This window comes from Variovorax sp. Sphag1AA, assembly GCF_014192575.1.
GTDB lineage: Bacteria > Pseudomonadota > Gammaproteobacteria > Burkholderiales > Burkholderiaceae_C > Variovorax.
Genome location: NZ_JACHYC010000001.1, coordinates 112,092 through 126,838, shown reverse-complemented (window position 1 = coordinate 126,838; position 14,747 = coordinate 112,092). Strand labels below are relative to the sequence as shown.

Below are 14,747 nucleotides of genomic sequence, written 5' to 3'. Positions count from 1 at the left end.
GCGTGCCTGCCGGCCCATCGGCCGGCGCAGCTTTCTCTTTGATGACTCTCCCTGCGACGGCACCTCACACGCCCATGATGGCCCAGTACCTGGGCCTGAAGGCCGACCATCCGGACACCCTGCTCTTCTACCGGATGGGCGATTTCTACGAGCTCTTCTACCAAGACGCCGAGAAGGCAGCACGGCTGCTCGACATCACATTGACACAGCGCGGCCAGTCGGCCGGCCAGCCGGTGATCATGTGCGGCGTGCCGTTTCACTCGGTCGACACCTATCTCGCAAGGCTCATCAAGCTCGGCGAATCGGTCGCGATCTGCGAACAGGTCGGCGAAGTCGGCGCGAGCAAGGGCCCGGTGGAGCGCAAGGTGGTTCGCGTGGTCACGCCCGGCACGCTGACGGATGCCGAACTGCTCAACGATAAGAGTGATTCCCTGCTGCTCACAGTGCACCCGGGCATGCGCAATTTCTGCGGGCTCGCGTGGCTTAGCGTGACGGGCGACGAACTGCGGCTGGCCGAGTGCCCGGCCGATGCGCTCGATGCGTGGATCACGCGCATCGGGCCGAGCGAGGTGCTCTACAGCGCCGAAGTCACACCGGCCTTCGAGCAGCGCCTGAAGGCGATGCGCAACGGGACTTCGTCGTTCACGCTCTCGGTGCGTCCCGCATGGCAGTTCGACGGCGGCCTCGGCGAGCGCAAGCTGTGCGAACAGATGGGCAGCAACAGCCTCGCGGCCTGGAATGCCGAATCGCTCTCCAACGCGCATGCGGCCGCGGCCGCGCTGCTGGGATATGCCGAGCACACGCAGGGCCGGACGTTGTCGCATGTGCAGCGCCTGTCGGTGGAGCGCGACGGCGACCTGATCGAATTGCCGCCCGCCACGCGACGCAACCTGGAACTGGTGCAGACGCTGCGCGGCGAGGATTCGCCGACCCTGTTCTCGCTGCTCGACACCTGCATGACCGGCATGGGCAGCCGTCTGCTCAAGCGCTGGCTGCTGGCGCCGCGCCGCGACCGCGCCGACGCGCAGGCGCGGCTCGATGCCATCGATGCGCTGCAGGCCACGCCGCCCGGCGGCACTTCGGCGCCATGGCGCACCCTGCGCGATCAACTCAAGAACACCAGCGACGTGGAACGCATCGCCGCACGCATCGCCCTGCGGCAGGTGCGTCCGCGCGAACTGGTCGCACTGCGCATGGCGCTCGCCAAGGCGGAACAACTCGCGCCGGGGTTGCCAGGCTCGGCGCCGCTGCTCGCGTCCATCGCGTCGCGCCTTGCGCCACCGGCCGGCTGCGTCGAAACGCTGGTCGCCGCGATCAGCCCGGAGCCGGCCGCCCTGGTGCGCGACGGCGGCGTGATCGCCACCGGACACGACGCGGAACTGGACGAGCTGCGCGCCATCAGCGAGAACTGCGACGACTTCCTCCTGCAACTCGAAATCAGCGAGCGCGAACGCACCGGCATCAGCAACCTGCGCGTGCAGTTCAACCGGGTGCACGGCTTCTACATCGAAGTCACTCAAAGCGCGCTCGACAAGGTGCCCGACAACTACCGCCGCCGCCAGACGCTGAAGAACGCCGAGCGCTTCATCACGCCAGAACTCAAGGCCTTCGAGGACAAGGCACTCTCGGCGCAGGACCGGGCCCTGGCGCGCGAGAAGTGGCTCTATGAGCAGCTGCTCGACAACCTGCAACCCTTCGTCGCCGGGCTGAACCGCCTCGCCGGCGCGCTTGCCACGCTCGATGCGCTCTGCGCGCTGGCCGAGCGCTCGCACACGCTGCACTGGCGCGCACCCGGCTTCGTGGCGCATCCGTGCATCGAGATCGACAAGGGCCGGCATCCGGTGGTCGAGGCTCGGCTTGCCGAAAAATCATCGGGTGCGTTCATTGCAAACGACACGCGCATGGGCCCGCAGCAGCGCATGCAGATCATCACCGGACCGAACATGGGCGGTAAGTCCACCTATATGCGGCAGGTGGCGATCATCGTGCTGCTCGCATCGATCGGCTCGCACGTGCCGGCCGACGCCTGCCGGCTCGGACCCATCGATGCGATCCACACGCGGATCGGCGCTGCGGACGACCTTGCCAACGCACAGTCGACCTTCATGCTGGAGATGACCGAGGCGGCGCAGATCCTCCATGGCGCTTCGGCGCACTCGCTGGTGCTCATGGACGAGATCGGCCGCGGCACCAGCACCTTCGACGGCCTCGCGCTCGCGGCGGGCATCGCGGCGCAGTTGCACGACCGCACGAAGGCCTTCACGCTGTTTGCCACGCACTATTTCGAGCTGACGGAATTCCCCGCTACGCACCACGGCGCGGTCAACATGCATGTGAGCGCGACCGAAGCCGGCCGCGACATCGTTTTCCTGCACGAGATGCAGCCGGGGCCGGCGAGCAAGAGCTACGGCATCCAGGTCGCGCGGCTGGCGGGCATGCCCGCCGCAGTGGTCAACCACGCCCGCCAGGCTCTGGAGGCGCTGGAAGCGCAGCAGACCCAGACGCGCGCGCAGGTCGACCTCTTCGCGCCACCCCCCGTGACAGAGGCTCCGACGGTCAGCGCCGTAGAATCCGCGCTGACTGCGCTCGACCCCGACGCGATGAGTCCGCGGGAGGCGCTCGAAGCGCTCTACACCTTGAAAAAACTCCAGACGCGCGAACAGGGCTGATGGTCCGATTCGTGCAACAAGACCTCATGACGTACTGTGTAGGCATCAAACTCAACGCCGGATTGGTGTTCCTTTCCGACTCGCGCACCAATGCGGGGGTGGACCACATCAGCACCTTCCGCAAGATGATCGTCTACGAAAAGCCGGGCGACCGCGTCATGGTGCTGCTGTCCGCCGGCAACCTGAGCATCTCGCAGTCGGTACGCGAGATCCTGCAGATCGAAGAGTTGCGCGAAACGCGCGAGGACGGCGAGGAAGGCCCGCCGATCACCATCTGGAACGCCAAGAGCATGTTCGATGCCGCCCGCGTGCTCGGCTCGGCGGTGCGCCATGTGTACGACCGCGACGCCGAAGCACTCAAGCATGCGGGGCTGGACTTCAACGTCTCGTTCATCTTCGGCGGGCAGGTCAAGGGCGAAGGCATGCGCCTCTTCCTCGTCTACTCGGCCGGCAACTTCATCGAGGCCACCACCGAGACGCCCTACTTTCAGGTCGGCGAATCGAAGTACGGCAAGCCGGTGCTCGACCGCGTGCTGACGCCCGAAACCCCGCTGGACGAAGCCGCGAAGTGCGCGCTGGTGTCGATGGATTCGACGATGAAGTCGAACCTCTCGGTCGGCCTGCCGCTGGATCTCGTGGTGTACGAAGCCAACCGACTGGAGACCGACAAGGTCATCTGCATCGACGCCGACAACCCCTACTACCGCATGATGCATAACAGCTGGGGCCAGAAGCTGCGCGAGGTGTTCGACAGCATCGAGGACCCGGTCTGGGACGACGCTTACACCGAGCACCCGCTCAAGATGCCTGCGACGCGGCACAGCCCGCTGCGCAAGATCTCAACCCCAGACGAAAAACTGATCTAACCCCAGATCGAGAACTCACCCCCAGCCTCGCCCACTGCGTGTGGCTCGGGCACCCCCTTTCAGGGGGCAACCCCGGCGGCCCGGCGGAGCCGGTTCCGCGGGGTTTCTCGAACGGGCTTCGCTTCGCTGGCCGGTTTGCTCCGTGTGTCATGGTCCCCTGATTCCTATGCTTCCTCCTGTCATCTTCTCCCACGGCAACAGCTTCCCGGCGAGCACCTATCGGGTGATGCTCGATAGCTTGCGCAACCGCGGCTTCGACATCGACGCGATCGAGAAATTCGGGCATGACCCGAAGTACCCGGTGACTGACAACTGGCCGCATCTTGTGGAGCAGCTGGCCGATTTCACGCGCGCGCGGACCAAGAAGCTCGGCGGGCCGGTGTTCCTTGTCGGGCATTCGCTTGGTGGCTTCCTGAGCCTGATGTGCGCAGCGCAGCATCCCGAACTCGCGCGCGGGGTGGTGCTGATCGACTCGCCGATCATCGGCGGCTGGCGGGCCGGCACCATCAACCTCATGAAGCGCACGCCGCTCATGAAGAGCGTCTCGCCCGGCGTGATCAGCCGCAAGCGCAAGAACACGTGGGAACACCGCGACGCCGTGTTCGAGCACTTCCGCAGCAAGAAGGCTTTCGCGAAATGGGACGAGCGCGTACTGCGCGACTACATCGAGCACGGCACCTTCGACGCCGAGGACTCACGCACGCTGAGCTTCGATCGCGATGTGGAAACCGCCATCTACAACACCCTGCCGCACAACCTCAGCACTCTCTTGCGCGAGCATCCTTTGAAGTGCCCCGCCGCCTTCATCGGCGGCCGCCAGTCGGTCGAGATGCGCCGAGTCGGCATGACGATGACCCAGCAGGTCACCAAGGGCCGCATCACGATGCTCGATGGCAGCCACCTCTTCCCGATGGAAAAGCCGATCGCCACCGCGGCGGCCGTCGAGGCGTCGCTCAGGAATCTGCTCGGCTGACGGGTCGATCGCCCCACTCGTACCAGAAATACCGCGGAACCGGCTTGGCCGGGCCGCTGGTATTGCCCCCGGAAGGGGGTTGGCGAAGCGACACGAAGTGCGCGAAGCCTGGGGGCGAGCTCAATCAGCCCAGACGACCAGCCCGCTCCACGCCGTCGCCAGCACCACGATGCCGAAGGCGATGCGATACCACGCGAACGGGATGAAGTCGTGGGTGCTGATGTAGCGCAGCAGCCAGCGGACGCAAAGCCAGGCGCTCACGAACGAGAACACGAGTCCCACCGCGAACAGCGGGATGTCTGCCGCGGACAGCAGCGCGCGTTCCTTGTAGAGGCTGTAGACGGCCGCGCCGATCAGGGTCGGAATTGCGAGGAAGAAGGAGAAATCGGTCGCCGCCTTGCGCGACAACCCGAGCAGCATGCCGCCGATGATGGTCGAGCCACTCCGGCTGGTGCCAGGGATCATCGCGAAGCACTGCACGAGCCCGACTTTCAGCGCGTCCCACGGCGTCATGTCGTCCACGTGCTCGATGCGCACTGAGCCCGGCGGGCGCTTCTCGGCCCACAGGATGATGAAGCCGCCGATGATGAAGGTGCTCGCCACCACGATCGGGATGAACAAGTGCGCCTTGATCGCCTTGCCAAACAGCAGCCCGAGCACCACCGCCGGCAGGAAAGCAATCAGCACGTTGAGCGCAAAGCGCCGCGCCTTGGGCTGGCGCGGCAGCGCGACGATGGTCGAATGGATCTTCTGCCAGTAGACCAGGATGACCGCGAAGATCGCGCCGGTCTGGATCGCGATATCGAAGACTTTCGCCTTGTCGTCATCGAAGCCGAGCAGCGAGCCCGCGAGGATGAGGTGGCCGGTCGATGAGATGGGAAGAAATTCGGTCAGCCCCTCGACGATGCCCATGATGGCGGCCTTGACCAGCAAAACGATATCCACGCGTGCTCCTTGAAAGAGCGTCGATTATCGCGATGGAAGAAGTCAGGTGCGACTCAGATCAGCACCGCGAGATGACGCGGACTGCCGCTTCGCAGTGGTCTCGGAAGCCCATGCGCAGATACAGCCGGTGCGCGCTGTCGTTGTCGCGCATGACATGGAGGAACGGCGTCTCGCCACGCAGCAACTGGCGGCGGATCAGCTTTTCCATCAACCGTCGGGCGAGTCCGCGTCCCTGGAAGTCCGGGTGCGTGCACACGCCGCTGATTTCATGCAGCGTGCCGGCGTGCATGCGTTCGCCGGTCATGGCGATCAGGCGGCCATCCTCGAAGCAGCCGAAATACTCGCCCAGTTCGGGCGTGTGCGGACCGAAGGGGCCGGGCCGGGTCAGGGTTGCGAGTTCGACCGCCTGCGCGGCATGCTCCGGCCGCAGAGGCACAGCTTCCAGCGCGGGATCGTCGCCTGGCATGGCGCCGACCCAGACCATCCGGTACATGGTGGCATCCACATCGATGTTCCACCCTGTCGGCGCGACGCCGGTCCAGTCCATGCAATAGACGGCTTCGCCGGGTTCGCAGAGCGGCGCGAGCGCATCGAAATCGGGATGCCGCGTGTCCGCGAAACCGGCGATCGGCGAGAAGCCCGGCGCGTAGCGCCGTGCCCGGTCATTGCCGGACGAGAACTTCGCGTGCGCGCCGGAAAGCGCGTTCCAGGCGATGTTGTCGAGCAGCTGGTTCATGCTGATGCGCGCTCGCGCAATGCCCGCACGGCGCTGTCCACGGTCGTCATCACGGGCAGTCCCGATGCGTCCTCGCAGGCGGCCCGTGCGCGCGCCATGCTGAACTGGGCCAGCGCGATACGCACGCAGCCGCGTTCCTTCAGGGCCCTGGCCTGCGCAGCGACCAGCTCGTCGTGCTGCCGCACGTCCCCGCGATTCAGTGCCTCCATCGCGCCAGCGGCGAGCGCGGTCTCCAGGTCCACGCTTTCCGGAAACTCCGACGGCATCGAATCCAGCGTCGGTTGAAAGGTGGCGATCAACCCGAGGCGACCCGTTCCTGCCGCGGCCTCTTCCACCATGGCTTCGTTGGGCTTGAGCACCGGGATGCCGGCATGCCGCCGCGCGACTGCCTCGATGCACGATCCGAACGCCGAGCAGGTGAACAGGATGCCGTTCGCACCGGCATCCACCACGTATTGCCCGAGCCGCAGGAAGCGTTCGTGCATCGCCGCATCGAGGCCACCAGCGCGCACGAGGTCGGCAGAAAGGCTGTCGTCCATGAGGTTCATGCGAACGGCCTCGGGCCAATCGCGTTCGAAGGCGTCGTTGATGGGCGCGATCGAATGGCTCAGGGCATGAATCAGGGCGATGCGTGTCATGCCCCGAGCGTAGCTCAGGAGCCGCTGCTCGCGACAGGCTGGACGACGTCCTGCATCCAGTCGGCATGCCATCCGCCGCCGAGCGACTGGATCAGTGCCACCGCCGCGGTCTGCCGGCTGACCTGCACTTGCAGCAGCGTGCGCCGCGCATTGAGCGCCGACACCTGCGCCACCACGACGCTGGTGTAGTCGATGGTGCCCGCGCGATAGCGATTGAGGAACTGCTCCTCGGTCCGGTCCGCTGCAGCCGAAGCCTGCCTGCGCATGGTTTCCTGCTCGGCCAAGCTGGCGCCGGCGGTCAGCTGGTCCTCGACGTTCTGGAACGCGGTCAGCACCGTCTGCCGGTAACGCGCAACGGATGCCTCATGGCTCGCCTTGGCCGCATCGACGCTCGCACTGATGGCGCCCGCGTCGAACACCACCTGCGCCACCGACAACCCGAGCGACCAGAGCGTATTCGAGGCGTTGAAGAGATCACCCACGCGCGTTGTGGTGCTGCTGACGGCGCCGTTGAGCGTGAAGCTCGGGTAGTAGGCCGATCGCGCGATGCCGATCTGCGCATTGGCAGAGGCGACGTCGCGCTCGGCGGCCGCGATGTCGGGACGGCGCTGAAGCAGCAGCGTCGGAACGCCGGACGGAATGCCGGGCACCACCGGCTTCCAGTCGGCGGCGGGCAGCGAGAACTCCGCCGGCGCCGCGCCGATCAGCACGGCGATTGCGTGCTCCAGCGTGTCTCGCGTGCGCTTGAGCGCCACGCGTTCCGCCCGGGTCGTGACCAGCAGCGTCTCCGCCTGCAGCACATCGCTTTGCGCCGCGATGCTGGCCTCATAGCGATTGCGCGTGATCTTCAGGCTGCGTTCGTAGCCTTCGAGCGTGACGTCGAGGATGCGCAGTTCGGCGTCGGCCTCACGCAGCGAGAAGTAGTTGGTCGCGAGATCACCGATGGCGGACAGGCGCGCCAGCGCCAGATCGGCCTCGCTCGCCTGCGCGTTCGCCTGCGCGCTATCGACCGCCTTGCGCAAGCGTCCCCACACGTCCGGTGCCCAGTCGGCGTTGAGCGAAGCGGCCATCGCGTTCGACGGCGATGTGTTGCGCGCACCGCTGCGGCGCGCGCTGCCGTCGACCGCCACGCTCGGGAACAGTGCCGCTCGTTGCCCGCGAACCAGCGCTTGCGCCTGCGAGTAGTTGGCGACGGCGGCAGCGATGTTCTGGTTCGACACCTGCACGCGAGAGGCGAGATCGTCGAGGGTCGCGTCGCCGAAGAGCTTCCACCATTCACCGCGATCCAGCGCATCCGCGGGCGCGGCAGGTAGCCATCCCTCGGCGGCAGGTGCGGACTTCCAAGCCGGGGGATTTGCCGTTTCCGGCTGGACATATTCAGGGCCGACCGCGCACGCGGCCAGCGCGGCAATCAATGCCAGGGCCATCGCCGTTCGCGCGAGCGCTCGCGGGGGGTTGCGGGAGATCAATGGATTCGAAGCACTCATGATGTCGGGTTCACGTCGGCCGCACGGCTAAGGTTTCTTTCGTTGGACGTGCGGCGCCGCAGCTTGTCCAGCAACACATACACCACCGGCGTCGTCAGCAGCGTCAGCATCTGGCTCGCGATCAAGCCGCCGATGATCGCCACGCCCAGCGGCTGACGCAGCTCGGCGCCCAGTCCGAAGCCGATCGCAAGCGGCAATGCGCCCAGCGCGGCAGCCAGTGTGGTCATCAGGATCGGGCGGAAGCGCAGCAGGCAGGCCTCACGCACCGCCTGCGTGGCGGTCAGGCCGCGCGCACGCTCCGCTTCGAGCGCGAAGTCGATGATCAGGATCGCGTTCTTCTTCACGATGCCGATCAGCAGGAACACGCCGATCAACGCGATGATGGAAAACTCCATGCGGAACAGCAGCAGTGCCAACACCGCGCCGACACCGGCTGAAGGCAAGGTTGTCAGCACCGTGATCGGATGAACGAGGCTCTCGTAGAGCACGCCGAGCACGATGTAGATCACCACGAGCGCCGCGACGATCAGGAACCACTGCTGCCCCTGCGACTGCTGGGCCGCAAGCGCCGTGCCCTGGAAGCTGCCGCGCACGTTGACCGGCATCGCGATGTCGGCCTCGGCCTCTGCGACGACGCGTTTCGCGTCGCTCAGGCTCACACCGTCGGCGAGGCTGAACGAGACGGTGCTCGCGAGCTCGGTGTCCTGGTGATCGATCGACGTCGGCACCGCGCGCTCCCTGAACTTGGCGAAGGTCGACAACGGAACCATCAGCGTGGTGTCGGTCGCGACCTGCTGTCCGGTCGATGCGGTGCGCGATGACGGGTTGGCCGACACGAGCGTCGAAGTGCCGGTGGTGGTGTCCTTGTTGTCCTCCACCGAACTGACGATCGTGGCGCCGCTCGCGTTGGTGGTGGCGGACAGCGTCGAGGGCACGTAGAGGTCCCGCAGCACGATCGGCGAACGCTGGAAACGCGGCGCCCATTCCATGATCACCGAGTACTGGTTCAGCTCGTCATAGATGGTCGCAACCGATCGCTGCCCGTAGGCGTTGTAGAGCGCGGCATCGACCGCGGCCGAATTGACGCCCAGCCGCGCGGCCGCATCGCGGTCGACATCGACGAAGGTCTCGACGCCGTTGTCCGCATCGTCGCTGTCGACGTCGGTCAGCGCGGTCTCCTGCCGCAGACGGTCGGCGAGCTTGGTCGACCATGCGCGCAGGTCATTGAGGTTGTCGCTCTTGAGCGTGTACTGGTAGGTCGAGTTGCTCGACCTGCCGCCCATGCGCAGATCCTGCACCGGGCTCAGGAACACGCGCAGCCCGGTGAGCTGGTTGAGCTGCGGACGCAGCCGATCGATCACCGCCTGCGTGCGATCCGTGCGCTGCGACACCGGCTTGAGGTTGACGAACATGAAGCCGCCGCCCGCACGCCCGCCGCCCGAGAACCCGACGACGGTATCGACCGCCGGATCCTTGCGGATGATGTCCACCGCCTGCCTGAGCTTCTCGGCGATCGCGGCCGACGAGATGCTCTGGTCGGCGCGCAGGCCGGCATTGAGCTGGCCGTTGTCCTGCTGCGGGAAATAGCCCTTCGGAATCGCATTGAAGAGATAGACGTTGAGCGCGATCACGGCGAGCAGAACCGCAATCACCACACCCTTGCTCGCCAGCGCCCAGTCGAGGCTGTGGGCGTAGGCGACCAGCGTGCGGTTCCACGCGCTCTCCGTGATGCGGATGAAGAAGCCGCGCACCTTGCCGGGCTTCTTGTCGCCCTCTTCCGCCTCGCTGCGCAGCAGCATCGCGCACAGCATCGGCGTGGTGGTGAGCGAGATCACCAGCGAAATCAGCACCGAGACCGACAACGTGACCGCGAACTCGCGGAACAGCCGCCCCACCTGCCCGCCCATGAAGAGCAGCGGGATGAACACCGCCACCAGCGACAGGCTGATCGACAGCACGGTGAAGCCGACTTCGCGCGCACCGCGCAATGCGGCTTCCACGCGGTTCATGCCGGACTCGACATGGCGCATGGTGTTTTCGAGCACCACGATCGCGTCGTCGACCACGAAACCAGTGGCCACCGTGAGCGCCATCAGGCTCAGGTTGTTCAGGCTGTAGCCCAGCAGGTACATCACGCCGAAGGTGCCCAGCAGCGACACCACGGTCGCCACCGCCGGCACGATGGTCGCGCGCGCCTTGCGCAGGAAGAGGCCCACCACCAGCACCACCAGCGCGACGGAGATCAACAGCGTGGTCTCGATCTCGTGCAGCGAGGCGCGGATGGAATTGGTGCGATCCGAGGCCACCTCGATGTTGATGTCCTGCGGCAACTGCTCCCGAAGTTCGGGCAGCAGGTTGCGCACGCCATCCACGGTCTCGATGATGTTGGCGCCGGGCGACTGGGTCACCAGCACGATCACCGCCGGTTCGCCGTTGAAGAGGCCCAGCGTCCGGGTGTTCTCGACGCCGTCGATCACCCGTGCCACGTCGCTGAGGCGCACCGCCGCGTTGTTGCGCCAGGCGATCACCAGGTCGCGATAGTCGACCGCCTTCCGTCCCGGTGCTGGCGTGTAGATCTGCAGCTTGCGGTCGGCGCTCTCGATCGCGCCCTTGGGCCGGTTGGCGTTGTTGGCCTGGATGGCAGCGCGCACATCCTCGGTGCTGATGCCGAACTTGTTGAGCGCGAAGGGCTCCAGCTCCACCCGCACCGCCGGCAGCGAACCGCCGCCGATCTCGACCTCGCCGACACCTTCCACCTGTGAAAGGCGCTGGCTGACGATGTTCGAGACCTCTTCGTAGATCTGGCCGGGCGTGCGCGTCTTCGAGGTGAGCGCGAGGATCATCACCGGCGCCGACGCCGGATTGCGCTTGCGGTATGTCGGGTTGCTGCGCAGCGTCGCCGGAAGATCGACGCGGGCGGCGTTGATCGCGGCTTGCACTTCGCGCGCGGCGCTGTCGATGTTGCGGCTCAGGTCGAACTGCAGCGTGACGCGTGCCGAGCCCTGCGAACTCGTGGATGTGAGTTCGTTGACGCCCGGAATGATGCCCAGTCGCCGCTCCAGCGGGGTTGCGACGCTGGAGGCCATCGTGTCGGGGCTCGCGCCCGCGAGGCTGGCCTGCACCGAGATCGTCGGATAGTCGACTTGCGGCAGCGGCGAGACGGGCAGCACCAGGAAGCCGATGATGCCGGCCAGCGCGATGCCGATGGTCAGCAGCACTGTGGCCACCGGGCGCTGGACGAAAGGCCTGGAAAGGTTCATGTCCGGCCCCGCTTACGCGGCCACCCCGCTGTCTTCGGTGTCGCCATCACGGTCGCCCTTGCGGCCACCACCCAGCCTGCGGCCCATGCGGTCGAAAGCCAGGTAGATCACCGGCGTGGTGAAAAGCGTCAGCACCTGGCTCACCACCAGTCCGCCGAAGATCGCGAGGCCCAGCGGCCGGCGCAGCTCGGCACCTTCGCCCCACCCGAACATCAGCGGCAGCGCGGCGAACAGCGCGGCCAGCGTCGTCATCAGGATCGGCCGGAAGCGCAGCAGCGCAGCCTGGTGGATAGCTTCCAGCGGCGACTTGCCCTGGTGCCGCTCGGCATCGATCGCGAAGTCGATCATCATGATCGCGTTCTTCTTGACGATACCGATCAGCAGGATGATGCCGATGATCCCTATAACGCCGAGGTCGTTGCCGGTCACGATGAGCGCCAATAGCGCACCCACGCCGGCCGAAGGCAGTGTGGAGAGGATCGTCAACGGATGGATGTAGCTCTCGTAGAGCACGCCCAGCACGATGTACACGCACACGACCGCCGCAAGGATGAGCCAGAGCTGGTTGGTGAGCGACTTCTCGTAGGCGCCCGCCGCACCGAGGAAGGTCATGCTCACGCTTGCGGGCATGCCGATTTCCTTCGCCACTGAACGGATCGCCGCGACCGACTTGCCAAGCGCCACGTTCGGCGCGGTGTCGAAGCCGATGGTCGCCGCCGGGTACTGCGCCACGCGGGTGACCTGGAGCGGCGCGTACTGCTCGCGCACCGCCGCCAGCGACGAAAGCGGCGTCGCCGTGCCGGCGCCTGTGCGCAACTGCAGATTGCCCAGCGCCTCGGGCGAAGACAGCGGCTCGCGCTGCGCTTCGAGGATCACGCGGTACTGGTTGGTCTCGGTGAAGATGGTCGAGACGATGCGCTGTCCGAAGGCACTGTAGAGCGCGTCGTCCACCGAACTGGCGGTGACCGAGAGCCGCGACGCGGTGTTGCGGTCGATGTCGACATACGCAGCAAGGCCCTGCGCGCCCGCATCGGTGGTCGGGTTGCGCACCAGCGGCTCGCTGCGCAGGCGCTCGACCAGCTTGGTGGCCCAGGTGTTCACCGTCGCGGTGTCCACACCTTCGAGCGACACGCGGAATTCGGTCGGTCCGGTTTCAGCGTCGATGGTCAGGTCCTGCGTCGGCTGCAGGTACAGCGTGGCGCCGGCGACATTGGCGCGCACGCGCTCGCGCAGGCGCTGCATCACATCGGCCTGCGAATCGTGGCCTTTGCGCAGGTTGATGAGCATGCTGCCGATATTCAGCGCGGTGTTGTTGGCGGCATCGACGCCCACCACAGAGCTCAGGCTCTGCACGTCCGGATCGGCCAGGATTGCGTTCGCGGCGGACTGCTGCAGGTCGGCCATGCGCGCGTACGAGACTTCCTGGGCGGCTTCGATGCGGGCCTTGAGCTGGCCGGTGTCCTGCGTCGGGAAAAGGCCCTTCGGGATCACGACGTAGAGCAACACCGTGAGCGCCATCGTCAGCGCCGCAACGATGAGTGTGAGCGTCTGGTGGCGGAACACCCATTGCAGCCATGTGTCGTAGCGGGCAATCACCCGCTCGAAGAAGCGCTGCACGCTCGCGCCAAAACGGCCGCCCTCTTCCGATTCGGGCTTGAGCCAGCGCGCCGACATCATCGGCACCAGCGTGAGCGAAACCACGGCAGAGATCAGGATCGTGATCGCCAGCGTCACCGCGAATTCACGGAACAGGCGGCCGACCACGTCGCCCATGAAGAGCAGCGGGATCAGCACCGCGATCAGCGACACCGTCAGCGAAATGATGGTGAAGCCGATCTGCGTCGCACCCTTCAGCGCAGCCTGGAACGGCGGCTCACCGTCCTCCAGATAGCGGGCGATGTTCTCGATCATCACGATCGCGTCGTCCACCACGAAGCCGGTCGCGATGGTCAGTGCCATCAGGCTGAGGTTGTTCAGGCTGTAGCCCAGCAGGTACATCAGACCGAAAGTGCCAATCAGCGAGATCGGAACCGCGATGCTGGCGATGATCGTCGCGCGCAGGCTGTGCAGGAAGAAGAAGATCACCAGCACGACCAGCACCACAGCAAGCGCCAGTTCGAGTTGCACGTGGCTGACCGATGCGCGGATGCCGGTGGTGCGGTCGCTCAGCACCTCGACCTTGATCGAGCCGGGCAGCGAGGATTCGAGCTCGGGCAGTTGCTTCTTGATCGCGTCGACCGTGCCGATCACGTTCGCGCCGGGCTGGCGCTGCACGTTCAGGATGATGGCCGGATACAGCTTGGCCTCTTCGTCGCCCGCTTTCTCGTCGGGCCGCACCGCCGCCCAGGCGCCGAGCTGGGTGTTCTCGGCGCCATCGATCACGCGGGCCACGTCGCTCATGCGCACGGGCGCCCCGTTCTTCCACGCGACGATCAGGTTCTTGTAGTCGGCCGCGGCAACGAGCTGGTCGTTCGCATTGATCGTGTAGGCGCGCTTAGGGCCGTCGAAGCTGCCCTTTGCGCTGTTGGAGTTGGCCGCGGCAATCGCCTGCCGCAGCGTGTCGAGGCCGATACCCACCGACGCAAGCGCATTGGTGTTTGCCTGGATACGCACCGCCGGTCGCTGTCCCCCGTTGAGCGTCACCAGGCCGACGCCGCCGACCTGGCTGATCTTCTGCGCGAGCCGCGTGTTCGTGAGGTTCTGCACCTCGGTGAGCGGCATGGTTTCGGAGCTGACCGCCAGCGTGAGGATCGGCGCATCGGCCGGGTTGACCTTGGCGTAGACCGGCGGCGCGGGCAGGTCGGCCGGCAGCAGCGAGCCACCCGCGTTGATCGCAGCCTGCACCTGCTGCTCGGCGACGTCGAGCGTCTGGTCGAGCGCGAATTGCAGCGTGATGATCGACACGCCCGTGGCGCTCGTCGAACTCATGCGATCGAGGCCCGCCATCTGGCCGAACTGGCGTTCCAGCGGCGCGGTGACGGTGCGGCTCATGACCTCCGGGCTCGCGCCCGGATAGAGCGTCTGCACCTGGATGGTCGGGTAATCGACCTGCGGCAGAGCGGCCAGCGGCAGGAACCGGAAGCCGACCAGCCCCGCGAGGACGATGGCGAGCATCAGCAGCGCGGTCGCGACCGGCCGCTCGATGAAGACGCGCGAAGGACTCATCTTCTTAC

The 14,747-nt window shown here is 66.3% G+C and carries 9 protein-coding genes; 3 read left to right on the top strand and 6 right to left on the bottom strand.

Annotated elements, in window-relative coordinates; translation table 11 throughout:
* Positions 1–41 precede the first annotated feature (41 nt).
* The 3 genes from mutS (at position 42) to FHW64_RS00665 (ending at position 4,508) form a co-directional block, all read left to right on the top strand.
* Positions 42–2,669, top strand: coding sequence for a DNA mismatch repair protein MutS (gene mutS / locus FHW64_RS00675; RefSeq protein WP_184522021.1), 2,628 nt, complete (start codon positions 42–44; stop codon positions 2,667–2,669).
* A 26-nt stretch (positions 2,670–2,695) separates the two neighbouring features.
* The gene (locus tag FHW64_RS00670; protein ID WP_184522019.1) at positions 2,696–3,535 is read left to right on the top strand and encodes a proteasome-type protease; all 840 of its coding nucleotides are present in this window, start codon (positions 2,696–2,698) and stop codon (positions 3,533–3,535) included.
* Between the two features lie 166 nt (positions 3,536–3,701).
* The gene (locus FHW64_RS00665; RefSeq protein WP_184522016.1) at positions 3,702–4,508 is read left to right on the top strand and encodes an alpha/beta fold hydrolase; all 807 of its coding nucleotides are present in this window, start codon (positions 3,702–3,704) and stop codon (positions 4,506–4,508) included.
* A 120-nt stretch (positions 4,509–4,628) separates the two neighbouring features.
* Here FHW64_RS00665 and FHW64_RS00660 read toward each other — a convergent pair whose 3' ends face one another.
* The 6 genes from FHW64_RS00660 to FHW64_RS00635 are packed head-to-tail and all read right to left on the bottom strand — an operon-like array spanning position 4,629 to position 14,739.
* Entirely contained in the window at positions 4,629–5,453 is an 825-nt protein-coding gene (locus FHW64_RS00660; RefSeq protein WP_184522014.1) for an undecaprenyl-diphosphate phosphatase, read from the bottom strand.
* Positions 5,454–5,511: 58 nt separating this feature from the next.
* Positions 5,512–6,189, bottom strand: coding sequence for a GNAT family N-acetyltransferase (locus tag FHW64_RS00655; RefSeq protein WP_221210185.1), 678 nt, complete (start codon positions 6,187–6,189; stop codon positions 5,512–5,514).
* On the bottom strand, positions 6,186–6,827 hold the full coding sequence (locus tag FHW64_RS00650; RefSeq protein WP_184522011.1) for an aspartate/glutamate racemase family protein: 642 nt from the start codon (positions 6,825–6,827) through the stop codon (positions 6,186–6,188). Before FHW64_RS00650 ends, FHW64_RS00655 begins: the two co-directional genes overlap by 4 nt.
* Before the next feature lie 14 nt (positions 6,828–6,841).
* A complete protein-coding gene (locus tag FHW64_RS00645; RefSeq protein WP_260303670.1) occupies positions 6,842–8,254 on the bottom strand; it encodes an efflux transporter outer membrane subunit in 1,413 nt (470 codons plus the stop codon).
* Between the two features lie 56 nt (positions 8,255–8,310).
* A complete protein-coding gene (locus FHW64_RS00640; RefSeq protein WP_184522005.1) occupies positions 8,311–11,574 on the bottom strand; it encodes an efflux RND transporter permease subunit in 3,264 nt (1,087 codons plus the stop codon).
* Positions 11,575–11,586: 12 nt separating this feature from the next.
* Complete coding sequence (locus FHW64_RS00635) at positions 11,587–14,739, bottom strand: efflux RND transporter permease subunit (RefSeq protein ID WP_184522002.1); 3,153 nt, start codon at positions 14,737–14,739, stop codon at positions 11,587–11,589.
* Between the last annotated feature and the right edge of the window lie 8 nt (positions 14,740–14,747).

What these genes read in the sequence shown, in the direction of transcription:
- FHW64_RS00640 (WP_184522005.1), bottom strand. Translation starts at nt 11,574, where the DNA reads ATGAACCTTTCCAGGCCTTTCGTCCAGCGCCCGGTGGCCACAGTGCTG.
- mutS (WP_184522021.1), top strand. Translation starts at nt 42, where the DNA reads ATGACTCTCCCTGCGACGGCACCTCACACGCCCATGATGGCCCAGTAC.
- FHW64_RS00670 (WP_184522019.1), top strand. Translation starts at nt 2,696, where the DNA reads ATGACGTACTGTGTAGGCATCAAACTCAACGCCGGATTGGTGTTCCTT.
- FHW64_RS00665 (WP_184522016.1), top strand. Translation starts at nt 3,702, where the DNA reads ATGCTTCCTCCTGTCATCTTCTCCCACGGCAACAGCTTCCCGGCGAGC.
- FHW64_RS00655 (WP_221210185.1), bottom strand. Translation starts at nt 6,189, where the DNA reads ATGAACCAGCTGCTCGACAACATCGCCTGGAACGCGCTTTCCGGCGCG.
- FHW64_RS00635 (WP_184522002.1), bottom strand. Translation starts at nt 14,739, where the DNA reads ATGAGTCCTTCGCGCGTCTTCATCGAGCGGCCGGTCGCGACCGCGCTG.
- FHW64_RS00645 (WP_260303670.1), bottom strand. Translation starts at nt 8,254, where the DNA reads ATGGCCCTGGCATTGATTGCCGCGCTGGCCGCGTGCGCGGTCGGCCCT.
- FHW64_RS00650 (WP_184522011.1), bottom strand. Translation starts at nt 6,827, where the DNA reads ATGACACGCATCGCCCTGATTCATGCCCTGAGCCATTCGATCGCGCCC.